At 68.8% G+C, this 25,936-nt stretch carries 21 protein-coding genes; 9 read left to right on the forward strand and 12 right to left on the reverse strand.

Annotated features, from left to right (window positions below; genetic code table 11):
* Positions 1–59: 59 nt before the first annotated feature.
* Positions 60–830, forward strand: a complete 771-nt coding sequence (locus ACIHAO_RS01990; RefSeq protein WP_396554304.1) for a dioxygenase — start codon at positions 60–62, stop codon at positions 828–830.
* Here the strand turns inward: ACIHAO_RS01990 and ACIHAO_RS01995 are convergent.
* Entirely contained in the window at positions 827–1,993 is a 1,167-nt protein-coding gene (locus ACIHAO_RS01995) for an MFS transporter (RefSeq protein ID WP_125780058.1), read from the reverse strand. The genes ACIHAO_RS01990 and ACIHAO_RS01995 overlap by 4 nt on opposite strands.
* A gap of 91 nt (positions 1,994–2,084) precedes the next feature.
* On the opposite strand from ACIHAO_RS01995, the gene ACIHAO_RS02000 reads away from it, so the two are divergent.
* Positions 2,085–3,278, forward strand: a complete 1,194-nt coding sequence (locus ACIHAO_RS02000) for an ROK family transcriptional regulator (protein ID WP_396554305.1) — start codon at positions 2,085–2,087, stop codon at positions 3,276–3,278.
* A 128-nt stretch (positions 3,279–3,406) separates the two neighbouring features.
* Here the strand turns inward: ACIHAO_RS02000 and ACIHAO_RS02005 are convergent, their stop codons facing one another.
* Together ACIHAO_RS02005 and ACIHAO_RS02010 are read right to left on the reverse strand one after the other, a co-directional pair.
* The gene (locus ACIHAO_RS02005; RefSeq protein WP_396554306.1) at positions 3,407–6,742 is read right to left on the reverse strand and encodes a PE-PGRS family protein; all 3,336 of its coding nucleotides are present in this window, start codon (positions 6,740–6,742) and stop codon (positions 3,407–3,409) included.
* A 192-nt stretch (positions 6,743–6,934) separates the two neighbouring features.
* Positions 6,935–7,942 carry a hypothetical protein gene (locus ACIHAO_RS02010; RefSeq protein ID WP_396554307.1) on the reverse strand — a complete coding sequence of 336 codons (1,008 nt, stop codon included), beginning with the start codon at positions 7,940–7,942 and terminating at the stop codon, positions 6,935–6,937.
* 272 nt (positions 7,943–8,214) lie between these two features.
* Here ACIHAO_RS02010 and ACIHAO_RS02015 point away from each other — a divergent pair, with 272 nt between their 5' ends.
* The 3 genes from ACIHAO_RS02015 to ACIHAO_RS02025 are packed head-to-tail and all read left to right on the forward strand — an operon-like array spanning position 8,215 to position 11,230.
* Complete coding sequence (locus ACIHAO_RS02015; protein ID WP_396554308.1) at positions 8,215–9,411, forward strand: AI-2E family transporter; 1,197 nt, start codon at positions 8,215–8,217, stop codon at positions 9,409–9,411.
* Positions 9,408–10,574 (forward strand): MacS family sensor histidine kinase, encoded by a 1,167-nt coding sequence (macS, locus tag ACIHAO_RS02020; protein WP_396554309.1) that lies wholly within the window; start codon positions 9,408–9,410, stop codon positions 10,572–10,574. The genes ACIHAO_RS02015 and macS overlap by 4 nt, the downstream gene beginning before the upstream one ends.
* The gene (locus tag ACIHAO_RS02025) at positions 10,571–11,230 is read left to right on the forward strand and encodes a response regulator (protein WP_396554310.1); all 660 of its coding nucleotides are present in this window, start codon (positions 10,571–10,573) and stop codon (positions 11,228–11,230) included. The genes macS and ACIHAO_RS02025 overlap by 4 nt, the downstream gene beginning before the upstream one ends.
* A gap of 21 nt (positions 11,231–11,251) precedes the next feature.
* Here ACIHAO_RS02025 and ACIHAO_RS02030 read toward each other — a convergent pair whose 3' ends face one another.
* Positions 11,252–12,178, reverse strand: a complete 927-nt coding sequence (locus tag ACIHAO_RS02030) for a hypothetical protein (protein WP_396554311.1) — start codon at positions 12,176–12,178, stop codon at positions 11,252–11,254.
* 195 nt (positions 12,179–12,373) lie between these two features.
* Between ACIHAO_RS02030 and ACIHAO_RS02035 the strand changes: the two genes are divergently transcribed.
* Positions 12,374–13,036, forward strand: coding sequence for a DUF1707 domain-containing protein (locus ACIHAO_RS02035; RefSeq protein ID WP_125781457.1), 663 nt, complete (start codon positions 12,374–12,376; stop codon positions 13,034–13,036).
* 160 nt (positions 13,037–13,196) lie between these two features.
* Here the strand turns inward: ACIHAO_RS02035 and ACIHAO_RS02040 are convergent, their stop codons facing one another.
* The 8 genes from ACIHAO_RS02040 to ACIHAO_RS02075 form a co-directional block, all read right to left on the reverse strand.
* On the reverse strand, positions 13,197–14,615 hold the full coding sequence (locus tag ACIHAO_RS02040; RefSeq protein ID WP_396554312.1) for an MFS transporter: 1,419 nt from the start codon (positions 14,613–14,615) through the stop codon (positions 13,197–13,199).
* A gap of 108 nt (positions 14,616–14,723) precedes the next feature.
* On the reverse strand, positions 14,724–16,358 hold the full coding sequence (gene ptsP / locus ACIHAO_RS02045; RefSeq protein ID WP_396554313.1) for a phosphoenolpyruvate--protein phosphotransferase: 1,635 nt from the start codon (positions 16,356–16,358) through the stop codon (positions 14,724–14,726).
* A 68-nt stretch (positions 16,359–16,426) separates the two neighbouring features.
* Entirely contained in the window at positions 16,427–17,287 is an 861-nt protein-coding gene (locus tag ACIHAO_RS02050; protein WP_396554314.1) for a ribokinase, read from the reverse strand.
* Between the two features lie 320 nt (positions 17,288–17,607).
* Entirely contained in the window at positions 17,608–18,672 is a 1,065-nt protein-coding gene (locus ACIHAO_RS02055) for a hypothetical protein (RefSeq protein WP_396554315.1), read from the reverse strand.
* Positions 18,673–18,762: 90 nt separating this feature from the next.
* Positions 18,763–21,018: a hypothetical protein gene (locus ACIHAO_RS02060; protein ID WP_396554316.1), complete on the reverse strand. Its 2,256-nt coding sequence runs from the start codon at positions 21,016–21,018 to the stop codon at positions 18,763–18,765.
* A gap of 154 nt (positions 21,019–21,172) precedes the next feature.
* Entirely contained in the window at positions 21,173–22,273 is a 1,101-nt protein-coding gene (locus tag ACIHAO_RS02065; RefSeq protein ID WP_396554317.1) for a hypothetical protein, read from the reverse strand.
* 2 nt (positions 22,274–22,275) lie between these two features.
* Positions 22,276–22,578, reverse strand: a complete 303-nt coding sequence (locus tag ACIHAO_RS02070; protein ID WP_396554318.1) for a hypothetical protein — start codon at positions 22,576–22,578, stop codon at positions 22,276–22,278.
* Positions 22,579–22,601: 23 nt separating this feature from the next.
* Positions 22,602–23,150, reverse strand: coding sequence for a YbaB/EbfC family nucleoid-associated protein (locus ACIHAO_RS02075; RefSeq protein WP_396554319.1), 549 nt, complete (start codon positions 23,148–23,150; stop codon positions 22,602–22,604).
* A gap of 191 nt (positions 23,151–23,341) precedes the next feature.
* Between ACIHAO_RS02075 and ACIHAO_RS02080 the strand changes: the two genes are divergently transcribed.
* From ACIHAO_RS02080 to ACIHAO_RS02090, 3 genes are all read left to right on the forward strand, one after another.
* The gene (locus tag ACIHAO_RS02080; RefSeq protein ID WP_396554320.1) at positions 23,342–23,713 is read left to right on the forward strand and encodes a hypothetical protein; all 372 of its coding nucleotides are present in this window, start codon (positions 23,342–23,344) and stop codon (positions 23,711–23,713) included.
* Positions 23,714–23,791: 78 nt separating this feature from the next.
* Positions 23,792–25,171: a hypothetical protein gene (locus ACIHAO_RS02085; RefSeq protein ID WP_396554321.1), complete on the forward strand. Its 1,380-nt coding sequence runs from the start codon at positions 23,792–23,794 to the stop codon at positions 25,169–25,171.
* A gap of 2 nt (positions 25,172–25,173) precedes the next feature.
* Positions 25,174–25,929: an ESX secretion-associated protein EspG gene (locus ACIHAO_RS02090; protein WP_396554322.1), complete on the forward strand. Its 756-nt coding sequence runs from the start codon at positions 25,174–25,176 to the stop codon at positions 25,927–25,929.
* Positions 25,930–25,936: the final 7 nt, after the last annotated feature.

Here is a 25,936-nt window from a genome sequence, read left to right on the forward strand (position 1 = left end):
GCGGAGCCGGGCGACGTCGTCTATCCTGGTAGTTGAAAGTTCAAACACCTGGAGCTGACATGACGCCGGTGCTCTACCTCAGCCACGGCGCGCCGCCGCTCGCCGACGACGCCACCTGGACAAGCCAGCTCGCCGGCTGGTCCGCGGACCTCGAAAAGCCGAAGGCGATCCTCGTCGTCTCCGCGCACTGGGAAGAGGCACCGCTGACCCTCGGCGCCACCACCACGGTGCCGCTGGTCTACGACTTCTGGGGCTTCCCGGATCGCTACTACCAGGTGAAATACGCCGCACCCGGCGCTCCCGAGCTGGCGGACAAGGTGCGCAAACTCCTGCGCTCGTCCCAGACGCCGGTCCACGACGCCCCCGACCGCGGCCTCGACCACGGCGCGTACGTCCCGCTCGTGGAGATGTATCCGGACGCCGACATCCCCGTACTCCAGGTGTCCATGCCGTCGCTGGACCCGCGCGAACTGTTCGACCTCGGCCGGAAGCTCGCGCCGCTGCGCGACGAGGGCGTGCTGATCATCGGCAGCGGCTTCTTCACCCACAACCTGAGCGCGATGAGCCAGACCGACGGCACCGACGGGGCGCCGCCGTCGTGGTCGAGCGAATTCGACCACTGGGGTGCGGAAACGCTGCGCGAGGGCGACCTCGACGCGTTGCTGGACTTCCAGCGCAAGGCCCCCGCCGCGGCCATCGCGCACCCCAGGATCGAACATTTCGCGCCCCTGTTCGTCTCGCTCGGCGCGAGCTCTTCGGAAGGGAAGGGCGAGACCGTCATCGACGGTTACTGGCACGGCCTCGCCAAACGTTCCCTCCAGTTCGGCTAACGGGACCGGAGCACTCCAGCGCCCGCGACCAGGCCGAGCGCCAGCAGCGTGACCACCCCGAACGACACGGTCAGCGAGGTCAGGTCGGCGATCCCGCCGATCAGTGACGGCGCGACGAGACCCGACGAGTAGGTGATGGTCGCGACGCCCGCGATCGACTGGCTCGGCGTCGGCCCGCTGCGGCCGGCCGCCGCGAAGGCGAGCGGCACGACGACGGAGACGCCGAGCCCGATCAACGCGAAGCCGCCCATCGCCATCACCGGATGGGCGGCGAAGACGACCAGCAGCCCGCCCGCCGTCGCGAAGACGCCGCCCGCGCGGACGGTCTTGACCGAGCCGAAACGCCGCACCAGCGCGTCGCCCGAGAGACGGGCCACCGCCATCGTGCAGGTGAACGCGGTGGTCGACGCGGCCGCGATGCCCGGCGAGGTGCCGAGGACGTCACGCAGGTAGACGGCGGACCAGTCGAGGCTCGCGCCCTCGGCGAAAACGGCGCAGAACGCGACGGCACCGATGATCACGGCCGACTTCGGCGGCAGCGCGAACCTCGGCGGCGGGTGCTCATCGGGTGCGCTGCGGACGTCGAACACGCCCTGGCAGATGAGGGCGCCGGCGACGGTGAGCACGGCGGACACGATCGCGAAGTGGATCCGCGCGTCCAGCGCCGTGTGTGCGGCGAGCGTGCCCGCGGCGGAACCGACGAGCGCGCCCGTGGTCCACATGCCGTGCAGTCCCGACATGACCGACTTGCCCATCTTCTCCTCGACGTCGACGCCGAGGGCGTTCATCAGCACGTCCGAGGTGCCCGCCGCGGTGCCCATGACGAACAGTGCGAGGCACAGGGTGAAGAGGTTTCCCGCCAGGGACGGCAGGATCAGCGCCAGCGTCCAGTAGGCGAGCAGCAATCGGAGCCCCAGCCTGCCGCCGAGCCGGTGCCCGATCCGCGCGGCGAGCGGCATGGTGAGCGAGGCACCGATGGCGGGGAAGGCGAGCGCGAGCCCGAGCTGGCCCGCGCTGATCCCCGCGTGTTCCTGGATCCACGGGATCCGGGTGGCGAAACTGCCGGTCACCGCGCCGTGCACGGCGAAGACGGCGGCGATGGCGATCCGCGCCTGCCGCACCCGCCGCGTCGGCCCGCCGACGGTTTCCACTGTGTTGGTCACTGGGCCCCCAAGGTCCATGAAACGACTCGACGGGCGTCAGCGTAAACTATCAGGAAGGGAACCTGATAATTAATTCTGGGAGGATCTGCCGGTGAGTGTCATCCGGATGCCGTCCGCCTCCCCGAGTACCGCGCGTGCCATCAACGACCGCCTCGCGCTCGACCTGCTCCAACGCGAGGGCTCGCTGACGGCCGCCCAGCTCAAGACGTTGACCGGGCTTTCCCGGCCGACGGTGGCCGACCTCGTGGAACGCCTGCAGGACGCGGGGCTGATCGAGATCGTCGGCGAGGCGGGCGCGGAACGCCGCGGCCCCAACGCGAAGCTGTACGGCATCGTCGCCGGACGCGCGTACCTCGCCGGACTCGACGTCCGCACGCACGGGATGGCCGTTTCGGTCGCGGACCTCCTTGGCCGCACCCGCGCGGAAGCCTCGCTGCCGTTCGAGCTGGACATCGACACCGACGTGGCCGTCGAGCGGGCGATCGCCCTGCTGGCGGCCACCACCGCCGAAGCGGGTGCGACCGCGCTGCACACGATCGCCGTCGGCGCTCCCGGCCTGGTCGATCCGGCGACCGGCGGTCTGCGGCCCGCCGGGGGATTGCCGGCGTGGCACGGAAAACTCGTCGACGAACTCCGGCGTCGGCTGGGTGTCCCGGTGCTGCTGGAGAACGAGGTCAACCTCGCGGCCGCCGCCGAGCAACGGCTCGGCGCCGCCCGCGATCGGGACACGTTCGTCCTGCTGTGGCTGGGTTTCGGCGTCGGCGCGGCCGTCGTCCTCGATGGTTCGCTGAGGCGGGGCGCGTCGGGCGGCGCGGGGGAGATCGGCTTCCTGCCGATGCTGGGCCCGGGACGGCTCCCGACGGCGACCGACTGCGACGGCGGCTTCCACACCCTCGCGGGCAGTGGCGCGATCTGCGAACTCGCCCGCGAACACGGCATCCCGGCTTCCTCGGCGGACAACGCCGAAGCGGCCGCAGCTGCCATCGGATACGCGATCGATGCCGGGTCCGAGGAGTTCCTGGGGATCGTCGCGGAGCGGATCGCGATCGGCGCCGCCGCGGTCACCGCGGTACTGGACCCGGGTTGTCTCGTGCTGGGCGGGGAGATCGGCCGTGCCGGTGGCGAAGCGTTCGCCGCCAGGGTGAGCCGCCGGCTCGCGGAGATCTCGCCGCTGCGGACCGAGGTGCGGGCGGGGACCGTCGGCGGGAGCGGGGTACTGGAAGGCGCGGTGCTCACCGCGATGAGCGCCGCCCAGGACGCGCTGTTCACCCCGGGTTCCGACTAGCGCGGCGACTTCGCGTGTTCCGCCCCGATCACGCGTGATCGGGGGCGGAACACGAAAAAGGAAGCGGGCCCGGGAGTGTCTCCCGGGCCCGCTTCGGTTCATTCAGTGGCGCTAGCCGACTGGCAGGTTCACATGGTGTGGAACTTCTTGCCGGTCAGGGTGCCGATGAAACGCTGGAACATGTTCAGCGGCGACGAGTCGACGCCCGCCAGAGCCGGGACCTGCGCGGTCGGCATCGCCGGGGTGTTGCTCACGACGGGCAGGGTGCCCGCGGTGGGCAGCTGCACCGGCAGTTCGCCCGCGGCCGGAAGCGCACCGGCGGTGGGGAGCTGCACCGGCAGGTTGCCGGCGGCCGGCAGGTTACCGGCGGTGGGCAGCTGGACCGGCAGCTTGCCGGCGGCCGGAAGCGCACCGGCGGTGGGCAGCTGCACCGGCAGCTTGCCCGCCGTGGGCAGGGCGCCCGCGGTCGGGAGCTGCACCGGCAGCTTGCCGGCGGTGGGCAGCCCGTTCAGGGCCGGCAGCTGGGCGACCTTCGGGGCGTCCGCGCGAGCGGCGTCACCGGGCAGACCCGGGGCCTTCGGCAGGGCCGGGACACCGGGCAGCGCCGGGGTGCCGGGCAGCTCGGGCAGTTCCGACTTCGGCAGCGCCGTCGGGACGGCGGTCAGCTGCTTCAGCGCGGTCATGCCCGCCATCTGCACGGGCAGGGTGCCCACCTGGGGACCGTCGGCGCGGGCGCCACCGATCGCCGGGGTGGTCGGCAGGGTGCCGGCACCGTTCAGCGACGGAACCGCGGGAGCGCCGAAGGGCAGCGTCGGCAGCGCGTCGATCGGCATCTCCGAACCGACCGTGTCGGTGAAGGCGCGGGTGTAGTCCTCGTCGTTGATCTCGGTGTTGTCCGTCGAGTTCTCGTCCGCGATCGCGAGGATCGGGATTTCGAGCTCGTTCACCGGGATCACGAAGACCAGCGGGTGGTGGAAGTTGAAGCCCGAGAGGGCCTCTCCGCTGCCGTCGGTGATGCTGTCGCCACCGGCCTGGCCGGTGATGATGCTGTCCGCTTCGGTCTCGGACACGCCGCCGGCCGCCGCGATGGCGTTGCCGAACACCTCGGGGTCGACCGCGGCCGGGATGTCGAGGATGTTGCCCGAGAGCGATCCGTCGAGACCCGAGGTCTCCACGTCGCCGCCCGAAAGCGCGTCGACGGTGTTGGAGCCTTCGGCGTCGGCGAGACCGGCCGCCGCGACCGCGTCGTGTGTGACGGGCACGATCGGCAGCGCCTGCGCGCCGATGATGTTGCCCGAGACAGCGCCCTCGTCACCCGTGGTGGTGGCGTCGCCGCCGGCCTCCGAAAGGACGTCGCTGACGCTGTCGCCCTCGGCGATGCCCGCACCGGCGATGCCGTGCCCGGTCACCGGGACCGCGCCACCGATCGGCGTCTGGACGATGTTGCCCGCCAGCGCGCCTTCTTCACCGTTGGCGGTGGCGTCGCCGCCCGCGTTCGAGTCGGTGAGGTTGGTGCCCTTGCCCGAGGCGATTCCGCCGAGCACAGCGGCGAAGTTGTGCGCCTGGACCGGCAGGGAGACCGGGCCGTAGACCAGGTTGCCCGAGCCCGCGCCACCGTCACCGGTCGCGTGGACGTCGCCGCCCGCGTTGGACGTGGTGTCGCCGTCGGCGCCACCGTGGCCCTGGCCGATGAACGCGCCACCGATCCCGAACGCCTGCACCGGCAGCGAAACCGGCGTGGTCGCCAGGTTGGAGCTGAGGAAGCCGTTGTCGTCGGCGGTGTTCCCGCCGCCGCCACCGGAGACGACCTTGGTCTCCTCGGCCGAGGCGGTGCTCTGGCCGATGAACGAGCCACCGACGCCGAAGATCTCGGCCGGAACGGCGGCCGGGACCTGGACGATGTTGCCCGAGCCGGACGAGTCGTTGCCCGTGGTGCCGTCGTAGGCACCGGCGGTCACGGTCTTCGTCTCGGACGCCTCGGCGGTCGCCTGTCCGATGTGCGAGCCGGCGACGCCGAACACCTCGGGGGCCAGCGCGGCCTGGGTGTTGACGATGTTGCCTGCCAGGGTGGAGTCGTCACCCGTGGTGTGGCTGCCGTTGCCGGCGTTCGCGTCGACGGTGTTCTCGCACGAGGCGACGTTGGCGCTGCCGATGTAGGTGCCCGCGATGCAGGTCACCTCGACGGGAGCGGCAACGGCCGGGTCGACGATGTTGCCGCCGCCCGCGGAGCCTTCACCCTCGGAGCTGACGAAGCCACCGGCGTCGACGACGCTGGACTGGCTGGTCCCGCCTTCGGTGCCGGTGTTCGCGAGCCCGATCCAGCTGGCGGCCACGCCGCCGACGTTCGCGACGTCCGCGGTCTGCGGCACGATCGCGTTACCCGCGACGGCCGAGTCCTCGCCGGAGGTCTGCACGTAGCTGGGGACGTTGCTCCAGCCGGGGGTGGTGTCGCCGGCGGTGGCGTCCGCGGAGGAGCTGCTGTTGGAGTTCGCGAGCGAACCCCACGCGGCGGCCGCGTTGTCGTTGACCTTCACCGGGAGGGCGATCGGCACCGCGCCGACGTTGCCGCCGAGGGCGGAGTCGTCACCGTCGGTCTCGATCCAGCCGCCGGAGGTGGCGTCGGTCTCGGCCTCGTAGCCGGAGCTGTTGGCGTTGCCGATGATCCAGGACGCGGCGTTGCCGGTGACCTGGACCGGGGTGGCGAACTGACCGGCCAGCACGTTGCCGGACAGGGCGGAGCCCTCGCCGTCGGTGGTGATGTTGCCGGTCTCGGTGGTGCTCTGGCTGGCGGAACCGCCGACCACGCGGCCGGTGCCGCCGGCGAGCCCGCCGCCGTTGCCGGCGATCTGCACGGGCAGCGCCCAGTCGAGGGACACGACGTTCCCGGCGAGGCTGGAGTCCTCACCGGTGGTCTCGATGTCCTGGTTGTGCGACCAGGTCTGGTCGTGCGAGCCACCCTCGACCTCGGCGTCGCCGATCACGCCGATGGCGTTGTCGACGATCTGGATCGGGACGACGACGTCACCGACGACCTTGTTGCCCTTGAGGATGTCGTCCGTGGTGGTGAAGCCACCCTCGGTCAGCCCACCGCTGATCTGACGGGACGAGTCCTTGGCGGCCAGCGGCGCGGGGACGGCGCCGGTGGTCGGGAGGGACGGAAGCCCTCCGCCGATGCCGTCGGTGCTGCTGCCCGGCGAGGAAGCCGAGTCCAGCGCGTCCGAGACGGGCTTGGTGACGGCCTTGGTGCTGACCTCGCCCTGGTAGCCGGGGAGGTCGGCCTGGCCGAGGGGCGTGCCAACGGCGTTGTTGTCGATCTCGATGGGAACGGTGACGTTCGCGTCGAGCGGGGAGGCCGGGGTGTCGGGGTTGACGTGTTCGTCAGCCGAGGCGATGCCGGTGCCCAGCATCAACAACCCACCCGTGACCAACGCGGTCTGGAGTCCGCGCTTTGCCCAGGATTGCATGGGGTTTTTCTCCTTCATTTCGGGTTCCCTTTCGGGTTCAGAGAGGTGCCTTCGAAGCGGCACCAGAGGGGGTGGAACGAATGCGGGCGCACAAAAGCGCACCGCCGTGTCGCGGGGATCAGGAGCGGACGCGAAGCCAAGCCCGGAATCGGGAGGCGTGAGGCGCGTCGGCTACCCCGCGGAGGGAGGTGTTCAGTCGGGAGTGACGCCGGGCTGCGAACCCGGGGTGAGCGGCATGTACCGCGTGCCTGCCAGCGAATAGCCGGTCAGGGAACGCTCGACGGCGGCGGCGACCCAGGCGGGAACGCCGTGGGTCAGGCCGTCGAGGTGACCACCGGGGGCGGAGCCGCCGGGGACAGTCGGGAAGGAAGGCACGGCGGGAAGCGGCGCCGGGGTGAACGGAAGCGGGAAGTCACCGCGGTGACCGTCACGCGCCGGAGCGTCCTCGACCTGATCGAAGGCACCGTGCTGCTGCACGAAGGCCGGCATCGGGAGGACGGTCTCGGAGGAAGCGGGGAACTGCGTCGTCGCCAGCAGCGCGAAGTCGGTGACCTGGTCACCGGCGCCGATGGTGTCCAGCGGCGAGTCCGGGTCGACCGGACCGCCGTCGACCGGAAGCCGCGGGACGAGGTCGCCGTGTCCGTTCGGGTCGAGGAGGTCCCAGACCTTGCGGCCGAAGTCGGGTGACGGGGCGAACGTCTCGTCCAGCACCTGGCGGGTGTCCTGCGGCTTGCGCACGATGTGCTCGACGGCGCCGAGGGTGCGCTTGACCGGGGTGACGACCGAGTTGTCCGCGAAGTCGGTGACCGCGTCGCTGACGCGGGTGGAGACCTCGTGCTCGTCGGCGCGGATGTCGCCGCAGTGGTGCTTCGCGGAAGCGGATCCGTTCTCGCCCGGCATCGACCACGTGGTGGCGTCCTGCTGGTGGTCACCGCACATCGCACCGGCGACGTCGCCCGCGAACTTCGAGGTACCGCGGGAAACGTCGGTCAAGCCCGCCGCGGTGGCGTCGGTGACCGGGGTGACGCTGGTTTCGGGAGCGGAGACCACCGGGGTGATGTCCGCGGAAGCGGAGGCGCCGGAAACAGCCCATGCGGCGGCCGAACCGGCGACGGCACCGCCGAGGACGAACAGCGCACGCGAAGCGAGACGGCCGAAGCGCGCCGCGCCCCGCCCCTCGTTCTTCGCCGCGTTCGTCACTCGGTCTCCTGTCGCTTTCGTTCGGTCGTTGCGGGACCGACATAAGCAAAGTGCGGAAGTCCCGCGCGACTTTGAACCACCTTGATGGCACGATCGTGTGAAGAACACAGGGTGTAGCCCGAAATCACGGTGCGTGATCAATGCTGGCGGCAACGGGTTACTACGGAGTTGATCCCCTGGTGATGTGTCAAGCGTCGCATTGGGCGAATTCGCCCGATGCGCGTGCCCGGAATGTTCAGGAAAACGTCGCCTCGGACCGATACGGTGTGCCCGTGAGCGAGCCCCAGCGCAAACAGCCGGAATTCGACCCGGCGAACCCGTTCCTCTCCGAGTCGACCGAAGACGTCACCAACCTCGTGCCCCGCGGCCTGCGGATCGGCGCGGCGTTGTCCTGGCGCTTCATCGTGGTGATCGCCGCGCTCTACGTCATCGTGTTCCTGATCGGCTATCTGTCGGTCGTCGTGATCCCGCTGTCGATCGCGTTGCTGCTCGCCGCGCTGCTCGCGCCGGCGGTCTCCAAGCTGACGACGCTGAAGTTCCCTCGCGGCCTCGCGGCCGGGATAGTGCTGATCGCCGGGCTCGCGGTACTCGGCGGGCTGCTGACGTTCGTCGTCGCGCAGTTCTCCTCCGGCCTGCCGGAACTGCAGAAGCAACTGACGGAGAGCCTCAACCAGATCAAGGTCTGGCTCATCGACGGACCGCTGCACCTGCGGCAGGAGCAGATCCAGGAGTTCATCAACCAGGCGATCAGCTTCCTGCAGAACAACCAGGCGTCGATCACCACCACCGCGCTCACCACCGCGGGCACGGTCGGCGAGATCGTCACCGGCTTCATCCTGACGCTGTTCATCCTCATCTTCTTCCTCTCCGGCGGCGACCAGATCTGGAAGTTCCTCGTCCGCGGCGTGCCGGGGCGCGTGCGCAACCGGGTCGACGTCGCCGGGCGCCGCGGGTTCGCGTCGCTGGTCAGCTACGTGCGCGCGACGGCGGCGGTGGCCGTGGTCGACGCGGTCGGCATCGGCGTCGGGCTGGCGATCGTCGGCGTTCCGCTGGTGATCCCGCTGGCGACGCTGGTGTTCCTCGGCGCCTTCATCCCGATCATCGGTGCCGTGATCGCGGGCGCGGTCGCGGTGCTGATCGCGCTGGTGACCAAGGGCGTCGTCGGCGCGCTGATCGTGCTGGCCATCGTCATCGGCGTCATGCAGCTGGAAAGCCACGTGCTGCAGCCGATCCTGCTGGGCCGCGCGGTGAAGCTGCACCCGCTCGCCGTGGTGCTCGCGATCACCGCCGGGCTGGTCACCGCCGGGATCGCCGGCGCGCTGCTTTCGGTACCGCTGCTCGCGGTGCTCAACGCGGGGATCCGGTCGCTGCTGCACGAACACGATCCCGATCCGGCCGAGATCGACGTCCTGCGGGATCAGGCGGCACAACCGAACGATCCCGGGACCGAGTCCGAAGCCAAGTCGTGACCGAGACCCCGCTCTGGCGCGCCGTCTCCGCACTCGGCACGCGGGACCCGGTCACCCCGTTGTGGCGCGGGGTGATCGTGCTTCGGGTGACGACGCTGCTCTTCGCGCTGGGCTCGTTCATCGTCCACTACGACGGCTACGCGAATAAGTGGCTCGCGTGGACCGCGTTCGGCGCGATGACGGGGTGGACCGTCCTGAGCAGCGTGTTCTACGCGCGGCCGTCGAGCCGATGGCCGTGGCTGGTCGGCGTCGACCTCGTGGTGACCGCCGCCCTCATGTTCACGTCGGCGTGGATCCTGACCACCGCGCAGTTCGACGCCAACACCCCGCTCATCACGACGGTGTGGGCGGCCGTCCCGCCCGCGGCCGCCGGCACCCGGTTCGGCGCCGTCGGCGGCGTGCTCGCCGGACTGGTGGTCTCGGTGGTCACCGGGCTGGTGCGCTGGCGGTTCGACGTCGACGTCGCGCGGGACGGCTTCCTGCTGACCGCGAGCGGGTTCGTGATCGGTCTCGCCGCGACCATGGCCCGCCGGTCCGCCGACGCGCTGACCAGGGCGTTGCGCATGGAGGCCGCGACGGCCGAACGGGAGCGGCTCGCCCGCTCGATCCACGACAGCGTCCTGCAGGTGCTCGCGCGGGTGCGCAAACGCGGCGCCGAATTCGGCGGGGAGGCCGCCGAGCTGGCGAAGCTGGCAGGCGAGCAGGAGATCGCGCTGCGGGCACTGGTCACCACCGAACCGACGCGTTCGAGCGAGAACGGGACCACCGACCTCCGGGCCGCGCTGCAACTGCTCGCGACGCCGTCCGTGCAGGTGTCGACCCCCGCGGGCGAGGTCCAGTTACCCGAGCACGTGACCGCGGAACTGGTGGCCGTGGCACGGGAGGCGCTGTCGAACGTCGAAAAACACGCGGGTGAAGAAGCGCACGCCTGGGTGCTGCTGGAGGACCTCGGAAACGAGGTCGTGGTCAGTGTCCGCGACGACGGTCCCGGAATCGCGCCCGGCGTTTTGGAACGAGCGGCGGCCGAGGGACATCTAGGTATCGCGGAGTCCATCAAGGGACGGGTGCGGGATCTCGGCGGAAGCGCCGCCCTGGACACCGCGCCCGGCCAGGGCACGGAATGGGAAGTCAAGGTTCCAGTCGCGGCGAGGGGAAAGCGATGACCGGTGAGGCTCAGGTCTCGGTGATGGTGGTCGACGACCATCCGATGTGGCGGGACGGGGTCGCGCGCGACCTGGCCGAACACGGTTTCGACGTGCGGGCCACCGCGCCGGACGCGCCGGCCGCGGTGCGGATCGCGCGGACGGTCCGGCCGGACGTCGTCCTGATGGACCTCAACCTCGGCGAGACGTCGGGGGTCGACGCCACCCGCGAGATCACCACGGAGCTGCCGTCGACGAAGGTGCTGGTGCTGTCCGCGAGCGGCGAGCACAGCGACGTCCTCGAGGCGGTGAAGGCCGGGGCCTCCGGGTATCTGGTCAAATCGGCTTCGGCCAGCGAGCTCGTGGACGCGGTCAAACGGACCGCGGTGGGCGACCCGGTGTTCACCGCCGGACTCGCCGGGCTCGTCCTCGGCGAGTACCGCCGCATGGCCGACGCCCCGGACGACGGGCCCGCGCCGCCGCGGCTGACCGAACGCGAGACCGACGTCCTGCGCCTGGTCGCGAAGGGGATGACAGCGCGGCAGATCGCCGAGAAGCTCGTGCTGTCGCATCGGACGGTGGAGAACCACGTCCAGTCCACGCTGCGGAAACTCCAGCTCCACAACCGTGTCGAACTGGCCCGCTACGCCATCGAACACGGACTCGACGTTGAGTAGCACTGAATAGCACTGAATAGCTCAGCCCTGCGCGATGGCCACGACCCGCTGGTTCCGCTCGGCGGGCAGGGGCGTTTTGACGACCGTCCACCGCGGCCGATCGAGGCGCCAGTTCGCGACGACGTCGGTGGCGATCACCAGGCTGTCGTCCTCGGTCCATTCGATCGCGACCTGCTTGAGCGGGGTCGCGATCGGCATCGAGGGCGCGTGCGTCCAGGTCAGGGTGTCGAGGGCGAGCACCCAGACGTCCGCGGTCTGCGTCGCGGTCCCGGCCCAGGCGGGGTCACCGAAGAGCACGGCGACCTGGTAGCCGTCGCGACTCGGCACCACCATGCCGGGCATGCCGTTGGCCACCGGCCGCTCGACCGGCATCCGTTGATCGTTGCGCAGGTCGAGCACGGAGAACTTGGTCAGCTCGGCCAGCAGCAGCCGCTCCTTGGTGACCGCCAGCACCCGGGGGAACTGGTGCAGTGCGCGGCCCGTCGCGGGGTCGATCAGCACGTCCTCGGCACTGGCCGTCCCGCTGTTCACCGTGATCAGCAGGCCCTTCGGTATCCCTTGGCGAACGGCTGTCGTGCAGCTCGCCGGACGGCCGCGATCCCGCTCCGCGCCGAGCAGAGAGACGTATTGGAGGCGGCAGAGGTCGTTGCCGTCGTCGCGGATCAGCCAGACGCCGCTCTCATCCGCGGACGGGGCGACACTGCGGGCCTTGCCCAGCTTCCACGGCTGGTTCTGGGGATCGCCGTAGACGAGGACTTCGGACGGCTCCAGGCACGACGGCCCGCACCGCGCGGCCGACAGCACGACCGGGAACTTGCCGACGCGGAGGACGTCGTTGACCCGGTCCCCGGCCGGAGCACCCGGAAGCGGGGTGGTGACGCCGGTGGCGGGATCGAGTATCGAAGGCGGCGAAGTCGACATGACGAGCCGGAAACCGCTGTAGTCCACCGGTTCGCCTTCGAGTTTCGACGCTGGCGGGGCCGTCGGCGTCGGAATGGCCTCCGGCGGGTTCGCCTTGCCGCCGAAATCGCAACCAGCGAGCAGGAGGAACGCCGCCAGCAGGGCGGCCCAGGGAAGAAATGCGGGTCTGTTCAGGGTATTTCCCCGATCTCGCGCGTGAGATCCGGTTCTACCATTCCAGGCATGGGCGAGGAAGAGCAGCCGGCGACCGAAACCAAGCCGTTGACCGGGCGGGACATCCGGGTCTCCGACGCGGAACGCGAGCACGTCATCGAAGTCCTGCAGAAGGCGATCGGCCTCGGGATGCTGAACCTCGACGAATTCACCGAACGGACCGACCGCGCCCTCGCTTCGAAGACCCGCGGTGAGCTGAACGCGGTGCTCACGGATCTGCCGGGGCTGGTGCATCCCGAGGCGGGAATGGTGCCGCGGCAGCAGCAGAACCCGTGGTCGCCGCCGAGGCAGCACGCCTACGCGCAGTCGTCCGGGCAGGTCATGGAGCTCAACGGCAAGTACTCGGCGTTGCAGCGCGACGGGAACTGGCTCGTCCCCGAGTCGATGGTGATCCGGAACAAGTACGGCGCCACGAAACTGGACTTCTCCCAGGCCGAGATCCGGCACCCGGTCGTGCATATCGAACTGCAGGCCAAATGGGGTCCGGTGGAGATCACCATCCCCGAGAACGGCGCCGTCGACACCAACTCGATCACCGACATCAAGTTCGGCAACCTCGACGACCGGACGCGTTCGAACGGCCGCCCCGGCACGCCCCGGTTCGTCATCACCGGGCGCGTGCACGGGGGGTCGCTGATCATCAAGTACCCGCGGCGGGGTTTCTTCGGTTAGGCGCTGTCCTGTGAGTCTGTTCGATGGGCTTCGTGATCCAGGTGGTTCCTGACGGTGCGGGCGGATCGGCCTCGTACCGGGTCGTACTCGGCCGCATCCGCCCGTGCCGTCAGGGACCGCCTGGGCGCGAAGACCGCGAACATGGCTTGCAGGACAGCGCCTAAGCCCCGACCGGCCGCACGTGGCGGAGGTGCCGGAGCACGAAGTACGCGACCACGGCCAGCACCAGCGCGGCCAGCCCGGACACCGCGTGCATCCCGCTGGCGAACGCGTCGTGCGCGGGAACCGCGTCGGCGAGCCGGGACCGCGTGACGGCGTTGCCCAGCGTGCCGACGGTCGCGATGCCCAGCGCGTAGCCGAATTCGTTGCCGGTCTGCGAAAGCGAGGCCGCCGAACCGGCCTTCTCCGGCGGCACGGAGCCGACGACCAGATCCGTGCCGAGGGTGACCAGCGGACCGCCACACAGGCAGGTGATGGCGAAGGCGATCGACGGGATCACCGGACCCGCGCCCGCCTCGACCTGCGTCAGCAGCAGGAACCCGCCGACAGCACCTGCCAGCCCCGTCGCGATCAGCGTGGCGGGACGGACACGGCGGGCCAGGATCGGCGCGCCGAGGAAACTGACGGTCGAGGCGAGCATGCCCGGCAGCAACGCCAGCGCGGCACCGACCGGCGAAAGCTCCAGCACGATCTGGAAGAACTGCGCGACGAAGAGCATGGTCGTGCCACCCAGCATGGTGAACGCGCACATCCCGCCGATCGCCGTCGTGAACGCGCGGGCGCGGAACAACGTCAGGTCGATCAGCGGATCCTGGAGGATTCGCTGGCGCCGCACGAACACCACCCCGAAGCCGAGACCGATCAGGAGCGAGGCCGCCGGGACCACGTGGACGCCGTCACGGGCGAGTTCCTTGATGCCGTAGACCGCGGGCAGGATCGTGACCAGCGAGAGCACGACACTCGGCAGGTCGACGCGGCCGGCGTTCTCGTTGCGGTACTCGGGCAGCAGCTTCGGGCCGACCACGAGCAGCAGCACCATCGCCGGGACGCCGAGCAGGAACACCGAACCCCACCAGAAATGCTCCAGCAGCACACCGCCGACCATCGGCCCGACGATCGCGCCGACGGTGAAGCAGCCTGCCCAGATGCCGATCGCGAGGGAGCGCTGGCGGCTGTCGAGGAACAGGTTGCTGATCAGGGCGAGCGTCGACGGCGCCAGCGTCGCACCGGCGATCCCGAGGAGCGCGCGGGCGACGATGAGCATCAGCGCGCTGGTCGAGAACGCGGCCAGCACGGAGGCCAGCCCGAACGCCGTGGCGCCGATGAGCAGCAGTTTCCGGCGGCCGATGCGGTCGCCGAGGGTGCCCATAGTGACCATGAACCCGGCGATCATGAAACCGTAGACGTCCATGATCCACAGCTGCTGGACACTGTCGGCGCCGAGGCTCTGGCTGAGCTTCGGCAACGCGAGGATCAGCACGAACACGTCGAGGGAGACCAGGAAGGTGGGCAGGGCCAGCACGGCCAGCCCGACCCACTCCCGGCGTCCCGCCCGCGTCGGGGTCATGGTGGTCGTCATGGTCCGGTCCTTTCGTCGCTTCGGTGTCTTTCACCAAGGCGTCGAAGCGGTGGACCGGATTTCGACATGCCCCCGGATCTTTTCCGCCGGGGGAGCAAGGGACCTTTGCTATCGCCGGGCGGCGGCTGCCCTGGCCTCGACGGGATCCGCCGTGGCCAGGACGGCCTCGGCGAGCGCTTCGCATTCGGCCAGCGTGGTCGCGGCGAGGCTCGCGCCGACCGCGCGCACGGCGGGCGCGTTCATCGAGAGGCTGGTCAGGCCGAGCCCGGCCAGCACCAGCGCGAGCCGCGGGTCGGCGGCGGCCTCACCGCAGACACCGGCGGGTTTGCCGGTGTCCTTCGCGGCCTGGCCGATGACCTTGAGCAGGCGCAGCAGCCCCGGCTGCCACGGGTCGTTGAGCTTGGCGACCGCGCCGAGCTGGCGATCCGCGGCGAAGGTGTACTGCGCGAGGTCGTTGGTGCCGACGGAGACGAAGTCGACCACGTCGAGGATCTCGCGGGCGGTCAGCGCGGCGGCCGGGATCTCGATCATCACGCCCGCGCGGGCGATTCCGGCGGCGCGGGCGCGCTCGGCGAACCAGGCGGCCTCGGCGGCGGTGGCGACCATCGGAGCCATCACCGAAACCTCGGCGCCGGAGTCCTGCGCGGCACCGGCGATGGCCTCCAGCTGGCGGTCGAGGATCTCGGGCCGGTCGAAGGCGACCCGAAGGCCGCGTACGCCGAGCGCCGGGTTGGGCTCGGCCTCGGGCTCCAGGAAGGCGAGCGGTTTGTCGGCGCCCGCGTCGAGCGTGCGGACGATGACCGGCTTGCCGCGGAACGGCGTGAGCACGGCGGTGTAAGCCTTGCGCTGCTCTTCGACGCTCGGCTCGGAGGACGCGTCGAGGTAGCAGAACTCGGTGCGGAAGAGACCGACGCCCTCGGCGCCCGCCTCGGCGGTGGCCTGGGCGTCGGTGGCGGAACCGACGTTGCCGAGCACCTTCACGCGGTGGCCGTCGGCGGTCGCGCCGGTGCCGTTCCACTCGATCGCGCCGGTCTTGGCGGCCGTGACGACGTCGGCGTCCGGGTCCGCGACCTCGACGACCCCGCTGTCACCGTCCACCGCAAGCGCTTGCGCGTCGAGGGCGAGGACGCCGCGGACCGCGACGACGGCGGGAATGCCGAGCGCGCGGGCGAGGATCGCGGTGTGGCTGGTGGGGCCGCCCTCTTCGGTGACGAGCGCGAGCACCTTGTCCGGGTCGAGGCCCGCGGTGTCGGCGGGCGCGAGGTCGCGGGCGACGAGCACACTCGGCGACTCGAGGTCGGGAACGCCAGGAGGCGCGATGCCGAGCAGCTCGGCGACGAGCCTGTCGCGCACGTCGAGGACGTCGCGGGCACGCTCGGCCATGTAGCCGCCGGCGGCCGCGAGCGCGTCGGCGAACTTGCCCGCCGCCTGGTGCACCGCACGCGGCGCGGGCAGACCCTGGTCCTTGACCAGCTGCTCGGCCGACGAGACGAGCGCCGGGTCGGCCGCCATCGCCGCCGTGGTGATGAGAATCGTCGCGGCCTCACCGGTCGCGGTCTCGGCCAGCTTCTCGAGCCGTCCGGCCACGATCTGCGCGGCCGGGGCGATCCGGGCGGCCTCGGCGGCGGGATCGGCCGGTGCCGGCGTGCTCGCGGGTTCGCCGAGCGGTTCGGCGACCCGGACGACAGGACCGCTCGCGCGGCCGGGACTGACGGCGACCCCGGTCAAAGACTCAGACGGCATGGTCTAGACCATATCTCATAGGCGGCGTGACCTGACTCATAGCCGACAGCACAACACAGAAGCACACATCATTCCAGTTCGGACGCCGCCGGATACGACGGCTGCGCGCCCTGACGGGTCACGGTGATCGCCGCCACCCTCACCGCCCTGCGCGCCGCGTCGGCCAGCCCTTCGCCCTTCGCGAGCGACGTGGCGAGCGCGCCCGCGAAAGCGTCACCGGCGCCCGTGGTGTCGACGGCCTCGACCTTCGGCGACGGCACCTCCGTCACGCCGTCCGTGGTCACCACCGCCGCCCCCTTCGCGCCGAGCGTCACGACAGCGGCCTTCGGACCGAGATCGAGCAACTGGGGGAAGTCGGCCTCGCCACCGAGAAGGAAGGCAGCCTCATGCTCGTTGACCAGCAAGACGTCGAGCCCCTGAAGCGTCTTCGCGGAAAGCTCGGCCGCCGGGGACAGGTTCAACAGCGTCTTCACGCCCTTTTCGACGGCTTTCGCGACGGCGTGCTCGACGGTGTCGAGCGGGATCTCGAGCGACAACACCACGATCTCGGCGCCGTCGAGATCGATGTCCTCGGGCCGCAGACTGGAATTGGCGCCGGGCGAGACGAGGATCGAGTTCTCGCCGTCGGGCGTGACCGTGATGTACGCGATCCCCGTCGGACGCTCACTCGTGCGCAACGAGCCCGTGTTCACCCCGGACTCGGCCAGCGACCGCTTGAGCAACTCGCCGTACGGATCGTCACCGACCGCCCCGAGCAGCGCGACGTCGGCACCGAGCCTCGCCGCGGCGACCGCCGTGTTGGCGCCCTTGCCACCCGGCGACAAGACCGTGTCGCCACCGAGTACGGTTTCGCCACCCCCGGGTCGCCGATCGACCGGGACGACGAGATCGGCATTGGCGGACCCGATGACCAGCACCTGAGAAGTCATGGAGGAAACGATGCCATGACCAGGAGTTGTCCGGTCATGACCCTTCTCCCGGCGAAGATGTGAAGAACTTTGTAACTTTCTCGGCGCGTAGTGCGACAATCAGGCGAGCAGCGGAACGCCGTCACTCTTTCGGGGGATAACCTTCCCCCGGACGTCACTTCGGCGATCACGCCCGCTCTTGAGATGCGTTGCCGCGTCCACGCGGTGACGTTGCCCCGATTCCGGCTTGCCGGGAGTGGGGCATCGGGTCGCCGGCGTCGATCACGTAGCCCCCCGAGTGATCGGCGCCGGCGGCGCCCCGGTTCGGCCAGACGGGGCGGTCAACCGACTATGGCCGTTTCCCGGAATTCCACGTTTCGCGCCGCACTCATGGTGCTCTCGAACTCGCGTCGCGCGTTCGCCGTGAACGGCTCCGCCAACCGGTACCAGCCACCATCAAGAACTTCGGACGTCTCGTCGTATCGGTCACGGCGGGTCAGAGCTGCCAAGCGTGGATGACGGATCGAAAAGTCCTTCGAGGCGGGAAGAAACTCCAGATACCTGGTCTTGTTGTCGACGCCCCACCGCACGGCATCGATCTCATGCCACCACACAACTGCCACCGAACCGTAAGTACGCAGAAAGAAGCCGCGAGGCCCGAGTTCGAGGACGGCCATCCGCTCCTTCTTGTGTGTCTCGCTCTCGAACCCGTCGACCACCATCGTGACCGCGAAGAGGCCGAAGAGGACCACGAACGCGCCGACACGCACGGCGGTGACATCAGTAGCAGCGGCAACGACGAGACAGCACACCTCGATCATCAGCGAGCAGAGGTGGAAGGCCTTCAGCTTCCGCTTGTCCCAGCCATTGACGTGAATCTTCACCACATCGTCCTCGACGACCAGGTCTTCTTCACGTTCACGCGCGGCATCGACGATCGGCTCGTCGGGCTTCAGTGCCACGGCACGATTGTCGTCCTCGATCTCGACCTCGACATGGCGGACGAGGACGGGCAGCAACTGCTCAGCCTCACGGGAGCTGAGGTCGACATCCGAAATCTGCAGGTCCCCATCCGGCTCTCGGGTGAGACCTGCCGAACGGGCATCGAAATCCGGCCCGGGTCGAAGAACGAGCGTGAACTGGTCAGTTCCTGGCTTGCGATGTGTGTACTCGCGAAACTTGAGGCTCAAGAAGACCTTCTCGACAACGTCCCAATGAGCCGACCATGCCGCTACTCCGCTCCTGACACGAGTGATCCCAGTCGGATCGAAGATCAGTTCGTCAGCAGGAGGACGAGTCCGGTAGTTACGGAACTCGATGGTCCCGCAGTAGATGAACACGGCGCAGAGGACCCCGGCGACGATGCGCACCGCCAGCTTGTAGTCCCCGAACACAGCGAAGGCCATCACCGCGGTCAGGTGGCGAACAGAACGACCAACGCCAGGTGCCCGAAAACCCCTGGCGTCCTCGAGATCACCAACTGCTCATCGGTCACTTCACGGTTCCTGTCGAGTCGAAGACGGCCCTAAACCTTGGTCCTCGAGGTACTGAGGGTCGTCGATCGCCGGGGAGTCGAAAGCGACTTCCGTGTTCCTTTTGAGGGCAGGCCAGATCTCCTTGACGTCTTCCGAGGTCAGTTCGATCTCCGCGACCAGGATGTCGCCGTTGTCCTCGCGCTTCAATCCCAGCGGTAGCGCCGAACGCTCGCGCGGGTAGTACGCGTCGACACGTTCCGATGGGCTGAGAACCAGGTGAAACGCGTCGGTACCAGCGGTTCGGCGCACGAGGATCTTCTCGATGTCGCTCCAGCGCGCCGACCAGCTCGATGTGCGGGACGACAAAGTCGCCACCGTGATCCACCGCGACTTGAGAACCAATTCCCTGACGATCTGACTCTGATCACGTCGCAGCGAAACGACCGCCACCCAGAACATCAACACGCCCAACGAGGCGGCGACGATACGTACTGCCACGCCGGTATCCGAAATGACCCCGAAGCCGAGGGCCACCGTGGCGGCAAGAGCGATGAAACCCGCGCGTCGCTGCTTGTCCGAATCGACGACCTTCGAGATCGACAGGCCTTCTTGTGGCACCGGCCCCGACGGTGTTCCGTCCTTCCAGCGCAAGATGATGCGTCGAAAGACGCCGAATCCGCCCCGCTTGCTCTTCCGAGCGGGCCAGCGCACCAAGCCTGGTCGCCGAGATTCGACCAAGGCCGCGAATCGCTCCGCATCGGAGGCCCTCATGGTCGGCGTCAGCCGATGGCCGAACCTCGATCGCTTCCGGAACTCCTCATGAAGGAGGACCACCGCCTCCGCCTCGACCAAAGCGACATGAGCGGAGAAGAACCCGCCGGCGATGTTTTCGTCGAGCACCACTTCGTCGATTTCATCCCATGGCAGGACAAGGCTTGTATCACGGTCGGTCGGCTGCTCCAAGCCGTCGTCCGTCACGGACACACGAAGAGACTTCGTCGTCTCGCGATGGCGAAACGCTATGGAACCGAGGAGGAAGAGCCCGATCGTGAAGGTCACCAACCCGAGAACCATCGGCGAAAGATCGTTGATCTCGGCCTGATCGGCGACAACGAACAGGCCGCCACCGAAGATGATCAAGCCAAGGCCGCTCAGCCCGGTCACCAAGACCCTGGTGAGGAACTTGGTGTTGTCGGGAATCCCGAACCCGATCACATCCGCCGGAAGTGGCCCGGGTTCGCGAGTCTCGTGCCGCCGGAGCACGAACCGGTTCACGATCACCCGCCAGCCGGTGACGCTTCCTGTCAGGATCCCGGTCAGAGCCACCGCGATACCCGCGACGACCAGAAACCGAAAGCCGCGGTCCAACGCATCGGCGTACCGGATCGCCGTCGACAAGGTCGAGATGAGAACCGCGGAAACCGACCACGCGGCGATACCTTTGGCGATCGCCGCGGATCGAGACTCACGGGCGACGACCACCGTCTCCTTCGATGAAGCGGCCACCAGGCCGTCCGGGCGATCCCGCTCGCGCCAGCGCACGACGCCATCACTTCCGTCGCGCTTCCCGAGCCCGAATCCACCACGACGAACTCGCCGGTCGCGCCACTCCACCGAACCGGGCCGGAATCGCTCGATGGCCGCTTCGGCGCGTTCCGCTTCAGCCGGATCCATCGCGGTGGTCATCAGGAATCCATGTTTGGACTCGTTGGCGAACACAGGCAACAGCTGGTGCCGCCCTCGCTCGTCCGAGATCACGATGTGAGCGTCCACCCGACGACCACCTCGGTGGCGATCGAAAATGAAACCATCGATGCTCGACCATGCGACGGTCTTCTGCCCTTCGCCGACAGGCTGGCTCATGCCGACGGGTGTGAAGGTGATTTCGATCGGCCAGGTGCGGCCGCTGTCACGCGTCCGGCTGATCGCCACCGGGATGAGCGGATAGACCGCCAGCCCGGCGACGAGGAACGTCCCTGCCGACAACGGGGTGAAGCCGCCGCCATCGAGCATCGCCCACCCCGCGGCGCCTCCGGCCAGCAGCAAGCCGAGTCCGATCAGGAAGAGCTCCACGGCGACGATGTTCGCCGCCGTACGGTTGCCTCCGTCGGTCTCGGGAATGTCGAACGTGATCGCGGCCTTCTCGGCGACGGTCTTTTCAGGTTTGATCACGCCGAAGGTGAGAGCCTGGACGACGCTCACGAACCCGATCTTCGTGACAACGAGCAAACCGATGACGAACGTTGTGAACAGCGCCAGCCTGACGAAACCGTCCACCTGTGTGTAACCCGGTTCGTCCGGATCCCGTTGGATCTGGACCAGGGTGTCCATGCCGACCAGCACGACAGCCACCGCGAACCAGCCGATCAGACCTCTCAACGCCGTTTTCAACGCACTCCTCGGCTGTCACACCATCGCGAAGCAACTGCGCTCACTCCAGCGAACCGGATATGCGCTGCCCACCTTGCTGGTCGAAAATGGGTGCTTCGGCAGACCTGGCGGGCGCGGCCGACGGCGCAGCACTGTTCGGACCAACGATCCCAGCCTGCTTCGGCTCATCGTCCTTCATAAGCTTGTCGGATTCTTTGCCGACAGCCTTCAAGGTCTCTTTTACCAGCGTTTCCGTGTACTTTCCGGCATCCCCGAGAGTCTTCGAAGCGTTCTCGATCCCCTTGCCGACGGCGCCGAGATTGTTCCAGTTGGCTCGCATCACGCTCGAGGCGGAATCACCGGCCCTGGACATCGCCTTTCCTACCGGGGCAAGGAGTTCTCTCACCCTGACGAATGCGGACATGAGTTTTTTGAAGAGCTTGTTCGCTTCACCGAATGCCTTGGCGAGCTTTTTGACCCACCCCATCGCCTTCTGCGCGTACTGGATGGCTTTGGGTACTCCTTCGGCGGCCAACCCGGCGGGAGCCGCCGGACCTGGGTAGCGCATCAGGATACTGACGAGCTTGGCGAGCGCTTCGGAGATGAGGTCCCGGACCATGGTCCGGACGACGGCCAGAATCGTCTTGCAGAGGCTGACCAACATCCCCATCGCGTTGGCGCCGACAGCGAGACCCGAGTAGAGGTCGGCACGGTCCTTGGCGAAGGCCCGGTAGGCGTCAGCGGCCGTGCCCTTCCATCCCGCACTGTCGTGATCGACGGTCTTGGAGAGGTCCTCGCTGACCTGTTCGAGTTCCTTGCCGACGTTCTCCCAGGTGCCGATCATGTTGTCGAGCGCGACCTGGTCACCGACGAGCATGTCGAGAGGATCCCGAAGGAACGACACATGCTCGATGACCCAACCGAATCCGGCACTCAGAAGCGTGCCGATCGGATCGGTCATCAACCCGACGAGTCCCATGGCCCCGTTGGTCAGGTTCGCGAGCCCCTCCGCCCAGTCACCACTGTTGATCTTGGCGGCGGTGTCCCAGAAATCCTGGACGATTCCAGCGCCTTCAAGAGAGCTCTCGTCCGCGGCGGCATCCGTCTTGACCAGCGGGTTGGCCGTGCCCGGGCCAGGGCGAATCTCAGCGGTCTCAGGCATCGTCAGTCCTCCAGCTTGAACAGGCCCTTGAAGTCCTCTTCATCCCACTCTTTGACCTTCTGCCAGGTGTGCACGCGTTCCGCGTGATCCAAGGACGCCTTCGACGCGGCAACGATCGACTCGAGTGCCTCGACCTGCCCGATTCCGCAAATGGCGGCCAAAGGAATGCCGACCAAGCCGAAAGCCTCGGGGTTGGCTGTCGTCTCGACGGCCGAACCGACCCGGTTCAATCGGACGCTGATGTCGTCGATCTTCTTGCGATGAGTCTCGAGCTCACCTGGATCGACATGAAAACCTCCGGACATGTTTCCCTCCCTCAAGAACCCGCTCAGCGCAGGAAGTCGCCGCCGGTGAAGTAGTCGTCCTCGTGGTCCGTCTGCGGCCGGCGCGCGGCGCGCGGTGGCGCGGGTGTGGCCGGAGGAGCGGGCGGCTTCGGGGCCGGAGGGGGCGGAGGCGCGTCGAGTTCGTCTTCGGCGACGAAGCGGGCGTCCTCGTCCACCGTTTGGTGACCGCCTTCGACGTAGCCCGTCGGCTCGGGTTCCGGGTACTCGCTCTCCAGCTGGTTGACCAGTTCGTTCATCGTCTCGGTGCCCGCGATGGACGGAACGCCGGCCTGCATCGCGCTCGCGAGTTTGCTCTGTGCGCTCTGGACGACGCGGAGGATCTCCTGCGCGAGCGCCGGGTTGTCCCGCACGGAGGGGCCGATCTCCAGGCCCACGAGGTTTCCCGCGTGATTGACCTTGACCGAGATCTGGCCGTCCTTGCTGCGTTCGGACACCGAGACGCCTTCGATCTCGGTGCGCATCTGATTCGCTTTTCGCTGGGCGTCGGCCAGCTTGGCCTCGAAATCGGCGAAGAGCTGCTCAGGGTTCGACACGCGAACCTCCCCTGTTCACGTCGTAGCCATTCGGCGACCGAGTGTTGCATACCCGTCTGACGGCGGGGAACGTTTCGCGCGCATCCACGCCCCGGTCGTGTGGATCACCACAGCGATCCCCGGTTTTCCCTACCCGGGGTCTGCGGTCAGCCCGGTATGAGCGCAGGTCAGGAGCCCATAACGTGCCGGATATGACGATTTCGGACTGGAAACGCGCGATCTACGCGCTTCTCGTTCTTCCGGGTTACCTCGGCGGCGCGAAGGTCCAGCGTGGACTCGCGCGGCGCTGGCTCGGGCAGGGAAGCGGGACACGGCCGCGATTCTCGGCGGCCTTCGGCCCGAGCGTGATCGCATTTTTGCTCGCTTTGCTGCTTTTCTATCTTGTCGGGCGCATCGCGACGTACGGGCTCTTCTGGACCGGGAGCGATCCGGAGGGCACGTGGGGCGGGCCGACGCTGGCCGGGGCCTGGATCGTGCATTTCTTCGTCGCGCTCGGAATGGCCGTCCCGATCTTCCTGGCACTCCGGCCGATCACCCGGCTGCAAGCTCGCCTTCTGGGTTGAATCCGCCCACCTGGTGTAATCGGCACGGTATTGTGCGTGAGCGCAAGACATCGACCGATTGGGCCGGGGAGGGCTTCGATGGGTTTGTTCGGGGATGTTTGGGAGGCGGCCGCGGGGGTGCTCGGCAAGACCGGCGCCGGTGCGGCGGCCGGTTTCGTCGTGGGCGGGCCGGTCGGCGCGATCGTCGGTGGAATCGTCGGGTCGAACGTGAGCGACGGCTCCGGAGCGGTCAATCAGGGCGGGATGACGCCCAAGCAGCTGCTCGAAGCCGTCCTGAACGGCCCTGGCACGGGCTCGTTGGAAGAGGCGCGCAGGGTCGGCGGTGAGCAAGCGCGGAACCAGACCCAGCTGCATGACGGGACCCGCGGCGTGATGACGGCGTTGGAATCCGCCTGGACCGGTGGCGCGGCGGACGCGGCACGGGCGAAGCTTCAGCCGCTCGCCGACTCCTCCACCTCTGCTTCATCGAGCCTCGAGCGCAATTCGGGGTTGACGCAGACCCAGCTGGACCAGTTCGTGTCGCTGAAGAACTCGCTGGACCGCGAAGTCGCCGCGGACCCGCCGACCACGGGCACCTACGACGACGCGACACCGTGGGACACCGACACCGAAGACAAGGTCAACCAGTACAACCAGAAGGCACAAGCGAACCTCGACCGCTACAACGCCTATAACGACCAGTCGAGCTCGAACACCGCGGGCCGGACCATCGACTACGGGCAGCTCGGCGCGTTCGACGGCGGCGATTTCAAGGTCGCCGACAGCGGTCCCGGCCCCGGTCCGGGCCCTGGTGACGACGGCAAGGTGCGGGGATTCGGCGGGCGCTCGGATCCCGGCGACGGCGGGTACCGGCCACCTCCGGGCGGGGTGCAGCCACCACTACCGACAGGACCGCCACCCGGCCACGAAACCCCGAGCCCGCGGCCGTATGAACCTCCCCGGCCTCACCAGCCTTCCGATCCGGGCTTCCGCCCAGGTCAGTACGACGACGGCACGCGGGCGGCGGGCTACACGCCTCCGCAGCCTTCGTCGTATCCGGGTTACCAGCCGCCGTCCTTCGGCCCCGGCACCGGTGGTGGCACCAACTTCGGCCCAGGTGGTGGCGGCGGAGCAGGTTTCGGACCGGGATTCGGTCCCGGCGGCGGCGGTTTCGGACCCGGCTCAGGTTCTTCCGGTGGCCCGGGCAGTGGCGCCACACCCGGAGCCGGTCGCGGCAGCGGGGCGATGGCTCCCGGTCAGCCCGGCCAGGTGGCACGCCCCGGGATGCCCGGTGGTCCCGCCGGGGGCGCGGGCAGGCCCGGCGCACCCGGGATGGGTCCGATGGGCGCCGCTGCGGGCAAGGGCAAGGGCGGCGAGGACGAGGAGCACCAGCGTGCCTCGTACCTGCAGGAAGCCGACCCCGAGAGCGTCTTCGGCGGCACTGACACGAAGCCGGTCCCGCCGGTGATCGGGCTTTGACCGTGTTCGAAGCACCCCTGTACCTGCCGAAGACCGTCCTGCTCACCGCGTGGGAATGGGAGCGCCACGGCACTCCGCCCGCGGCGCTCGGCCCGGACCACCTGTGGCTCGCCGAAGACACCAAGAAGAAGCTCGACGACGCGGTGCTCGACACCCTCACCGAGCTGAAGCTGGCCTCCGGAGGCACTCTGACCAGGGAGTTCCGTGATCTCCTCCGGGTGCTGGCCACCGGCCCGCTGCGGTTCACCGCCTGGCTCGGCGACATCGAGTCGGACGAGACCGGGAACATCCTCGTGTCGGCGTCCGGCCCGGACGCGGTCCGGGTGATCCGCCAGGACGAGAAGATCCGCATCGACGTCATCGATCCCGGCTACGGCGCCGAATCCCTGGTCGACATGTTGCCCCCGGTCGCACCGGCCCGGATCAATCCGGTCAAGATCCCGAAATCGCGCTTCTCCGGCCAGCCGGTCTACGAGGATTCCTACGACCTCGAGGACCCGACCGAGGAGCCCGCCTACGACCCGCTGCCCTCGGCGCGGGAACTGATGGCGGCGAAACGCACCGGGGTGCACCAGCTCTACGCGGCCAACAACGGCACAAGGAGCACTCCGCTCACCGTGGTCGACACCGCCCACGCCGGCCGCGTCCTCACCTACGTGATGCCGGGCGACGACGGCGAACCGCTGGTCAGCTTCGAACCGGGGAGCAGGGACGTCCTGGTCGACGTCCTCTACGCGACCCTGCACGGACTGAAGTAAAGGGGGA

The sequence above is a fragment of the Amycolatopsis sp. NPDC052450 genome, assembly GCF_044547565.1.
Taxonomy (GTDB): domain Bacteria; phylum Actinomycetota; class Actinomycetes; order Mycobacteriales; family Pseudonocardiaceae; genus Amycolatopsis.

What these genes read in the sequence shown, in the direction of transcription:
- ACIHAO_RS02070 (WP_396554318.1), bottom strand. Translation starts at nt 22,578, where the DNA reads ATGTCCGGAGGTTTTCATGTCGATCCAGGTGAGCTCGAGACTCATCGC.
- ACIHAO_RS02085 (WP_396554321.1), top strand. Translation starts at nt 23,792, where the DNA reads ATGGGTTTGTTCGGGGATGTTTGGGAGGCGGCCGCGGGGGTGCTCGGC.
- ACIHAO_RS02035 (WP_125781457.1), top strand. Translation starts at nt 12,374, where the DNA reads ATGGGCGAGGAAGAGCAGCCGGCGACCGAAACCAAGCCGTTGACCGGG.
- ACIHAO_RS02005 (WP_396554306.1), bottom strand. Translation starts at nt 6,742, where the DNA reads ATGCAATCCTGGGCAAAGCGCGGACTCCAGACCGCGTTGGTCACGGGT.
- ACIHAO_RS02080 (WP_396554320.1), top strand. Translation starts at nt 23,342, where the DNA reads ATGACGATTTCGGACTGGAAACGCGCGATCTACGCGCTTCTCGTTCTT.
- ACIHAO_RS02055 (WP_396554315.1), bottom strand. Translation starts at nt 18,672, where the DNA reads ATGGCCTTCGCTGTGTTCGGGGACTACAAGCTGGCGGTGCGCATCGTC.
- ACIHAO_RS02050 (WP_396554314.1), bottom strand. Translation starts at nt 17,287, where the DNA reads ATGACTTCTCAGGTGCTGGTCATCGGGTCCGCCAATGCCGATCTCGTC.
- ACIHAO_RS02025 (WP_396554310.1), top strand. Translation starts at nt 10,571, where the DNA reads ATGACCGGTGAGGCTCAGGTCTCGGTGATGGTGGTCGACGACCATCCG.
- ptsP (WP_396554313.1), bottom strand. Translation starts at nt 16,358, where the DNA reads ATGCCGTCTGAGTCTTTGACCGGGGTCGCCGTCAGTCCCGGCCGCGCG.
- ACIHAO_RS02065 (WP_396554317.1), bottom strand. Translation starts at nt 22,273, where the DNA reads ATGCCTGAGACCGCTGAGATTCGCCCTGGCCCGGGCACGGCCAACCCG.
- ACIHAO_RS01990 (WP_396554304.1), top strand. Translation starts at nt 60, where the DNA reads ATGACGCCGGTGCTCTACCTCAGCCACGGCGCGCCGCCGCTCGCCGAC.
- ACIHAO_RS02040 (WP_396554312.1), bottom strand. Translation starts at nt 14,615, where the DNA reads ATGACGACCACCATGACCCCGACGCGGGCGGGACGCCGGGAGTGGGTC.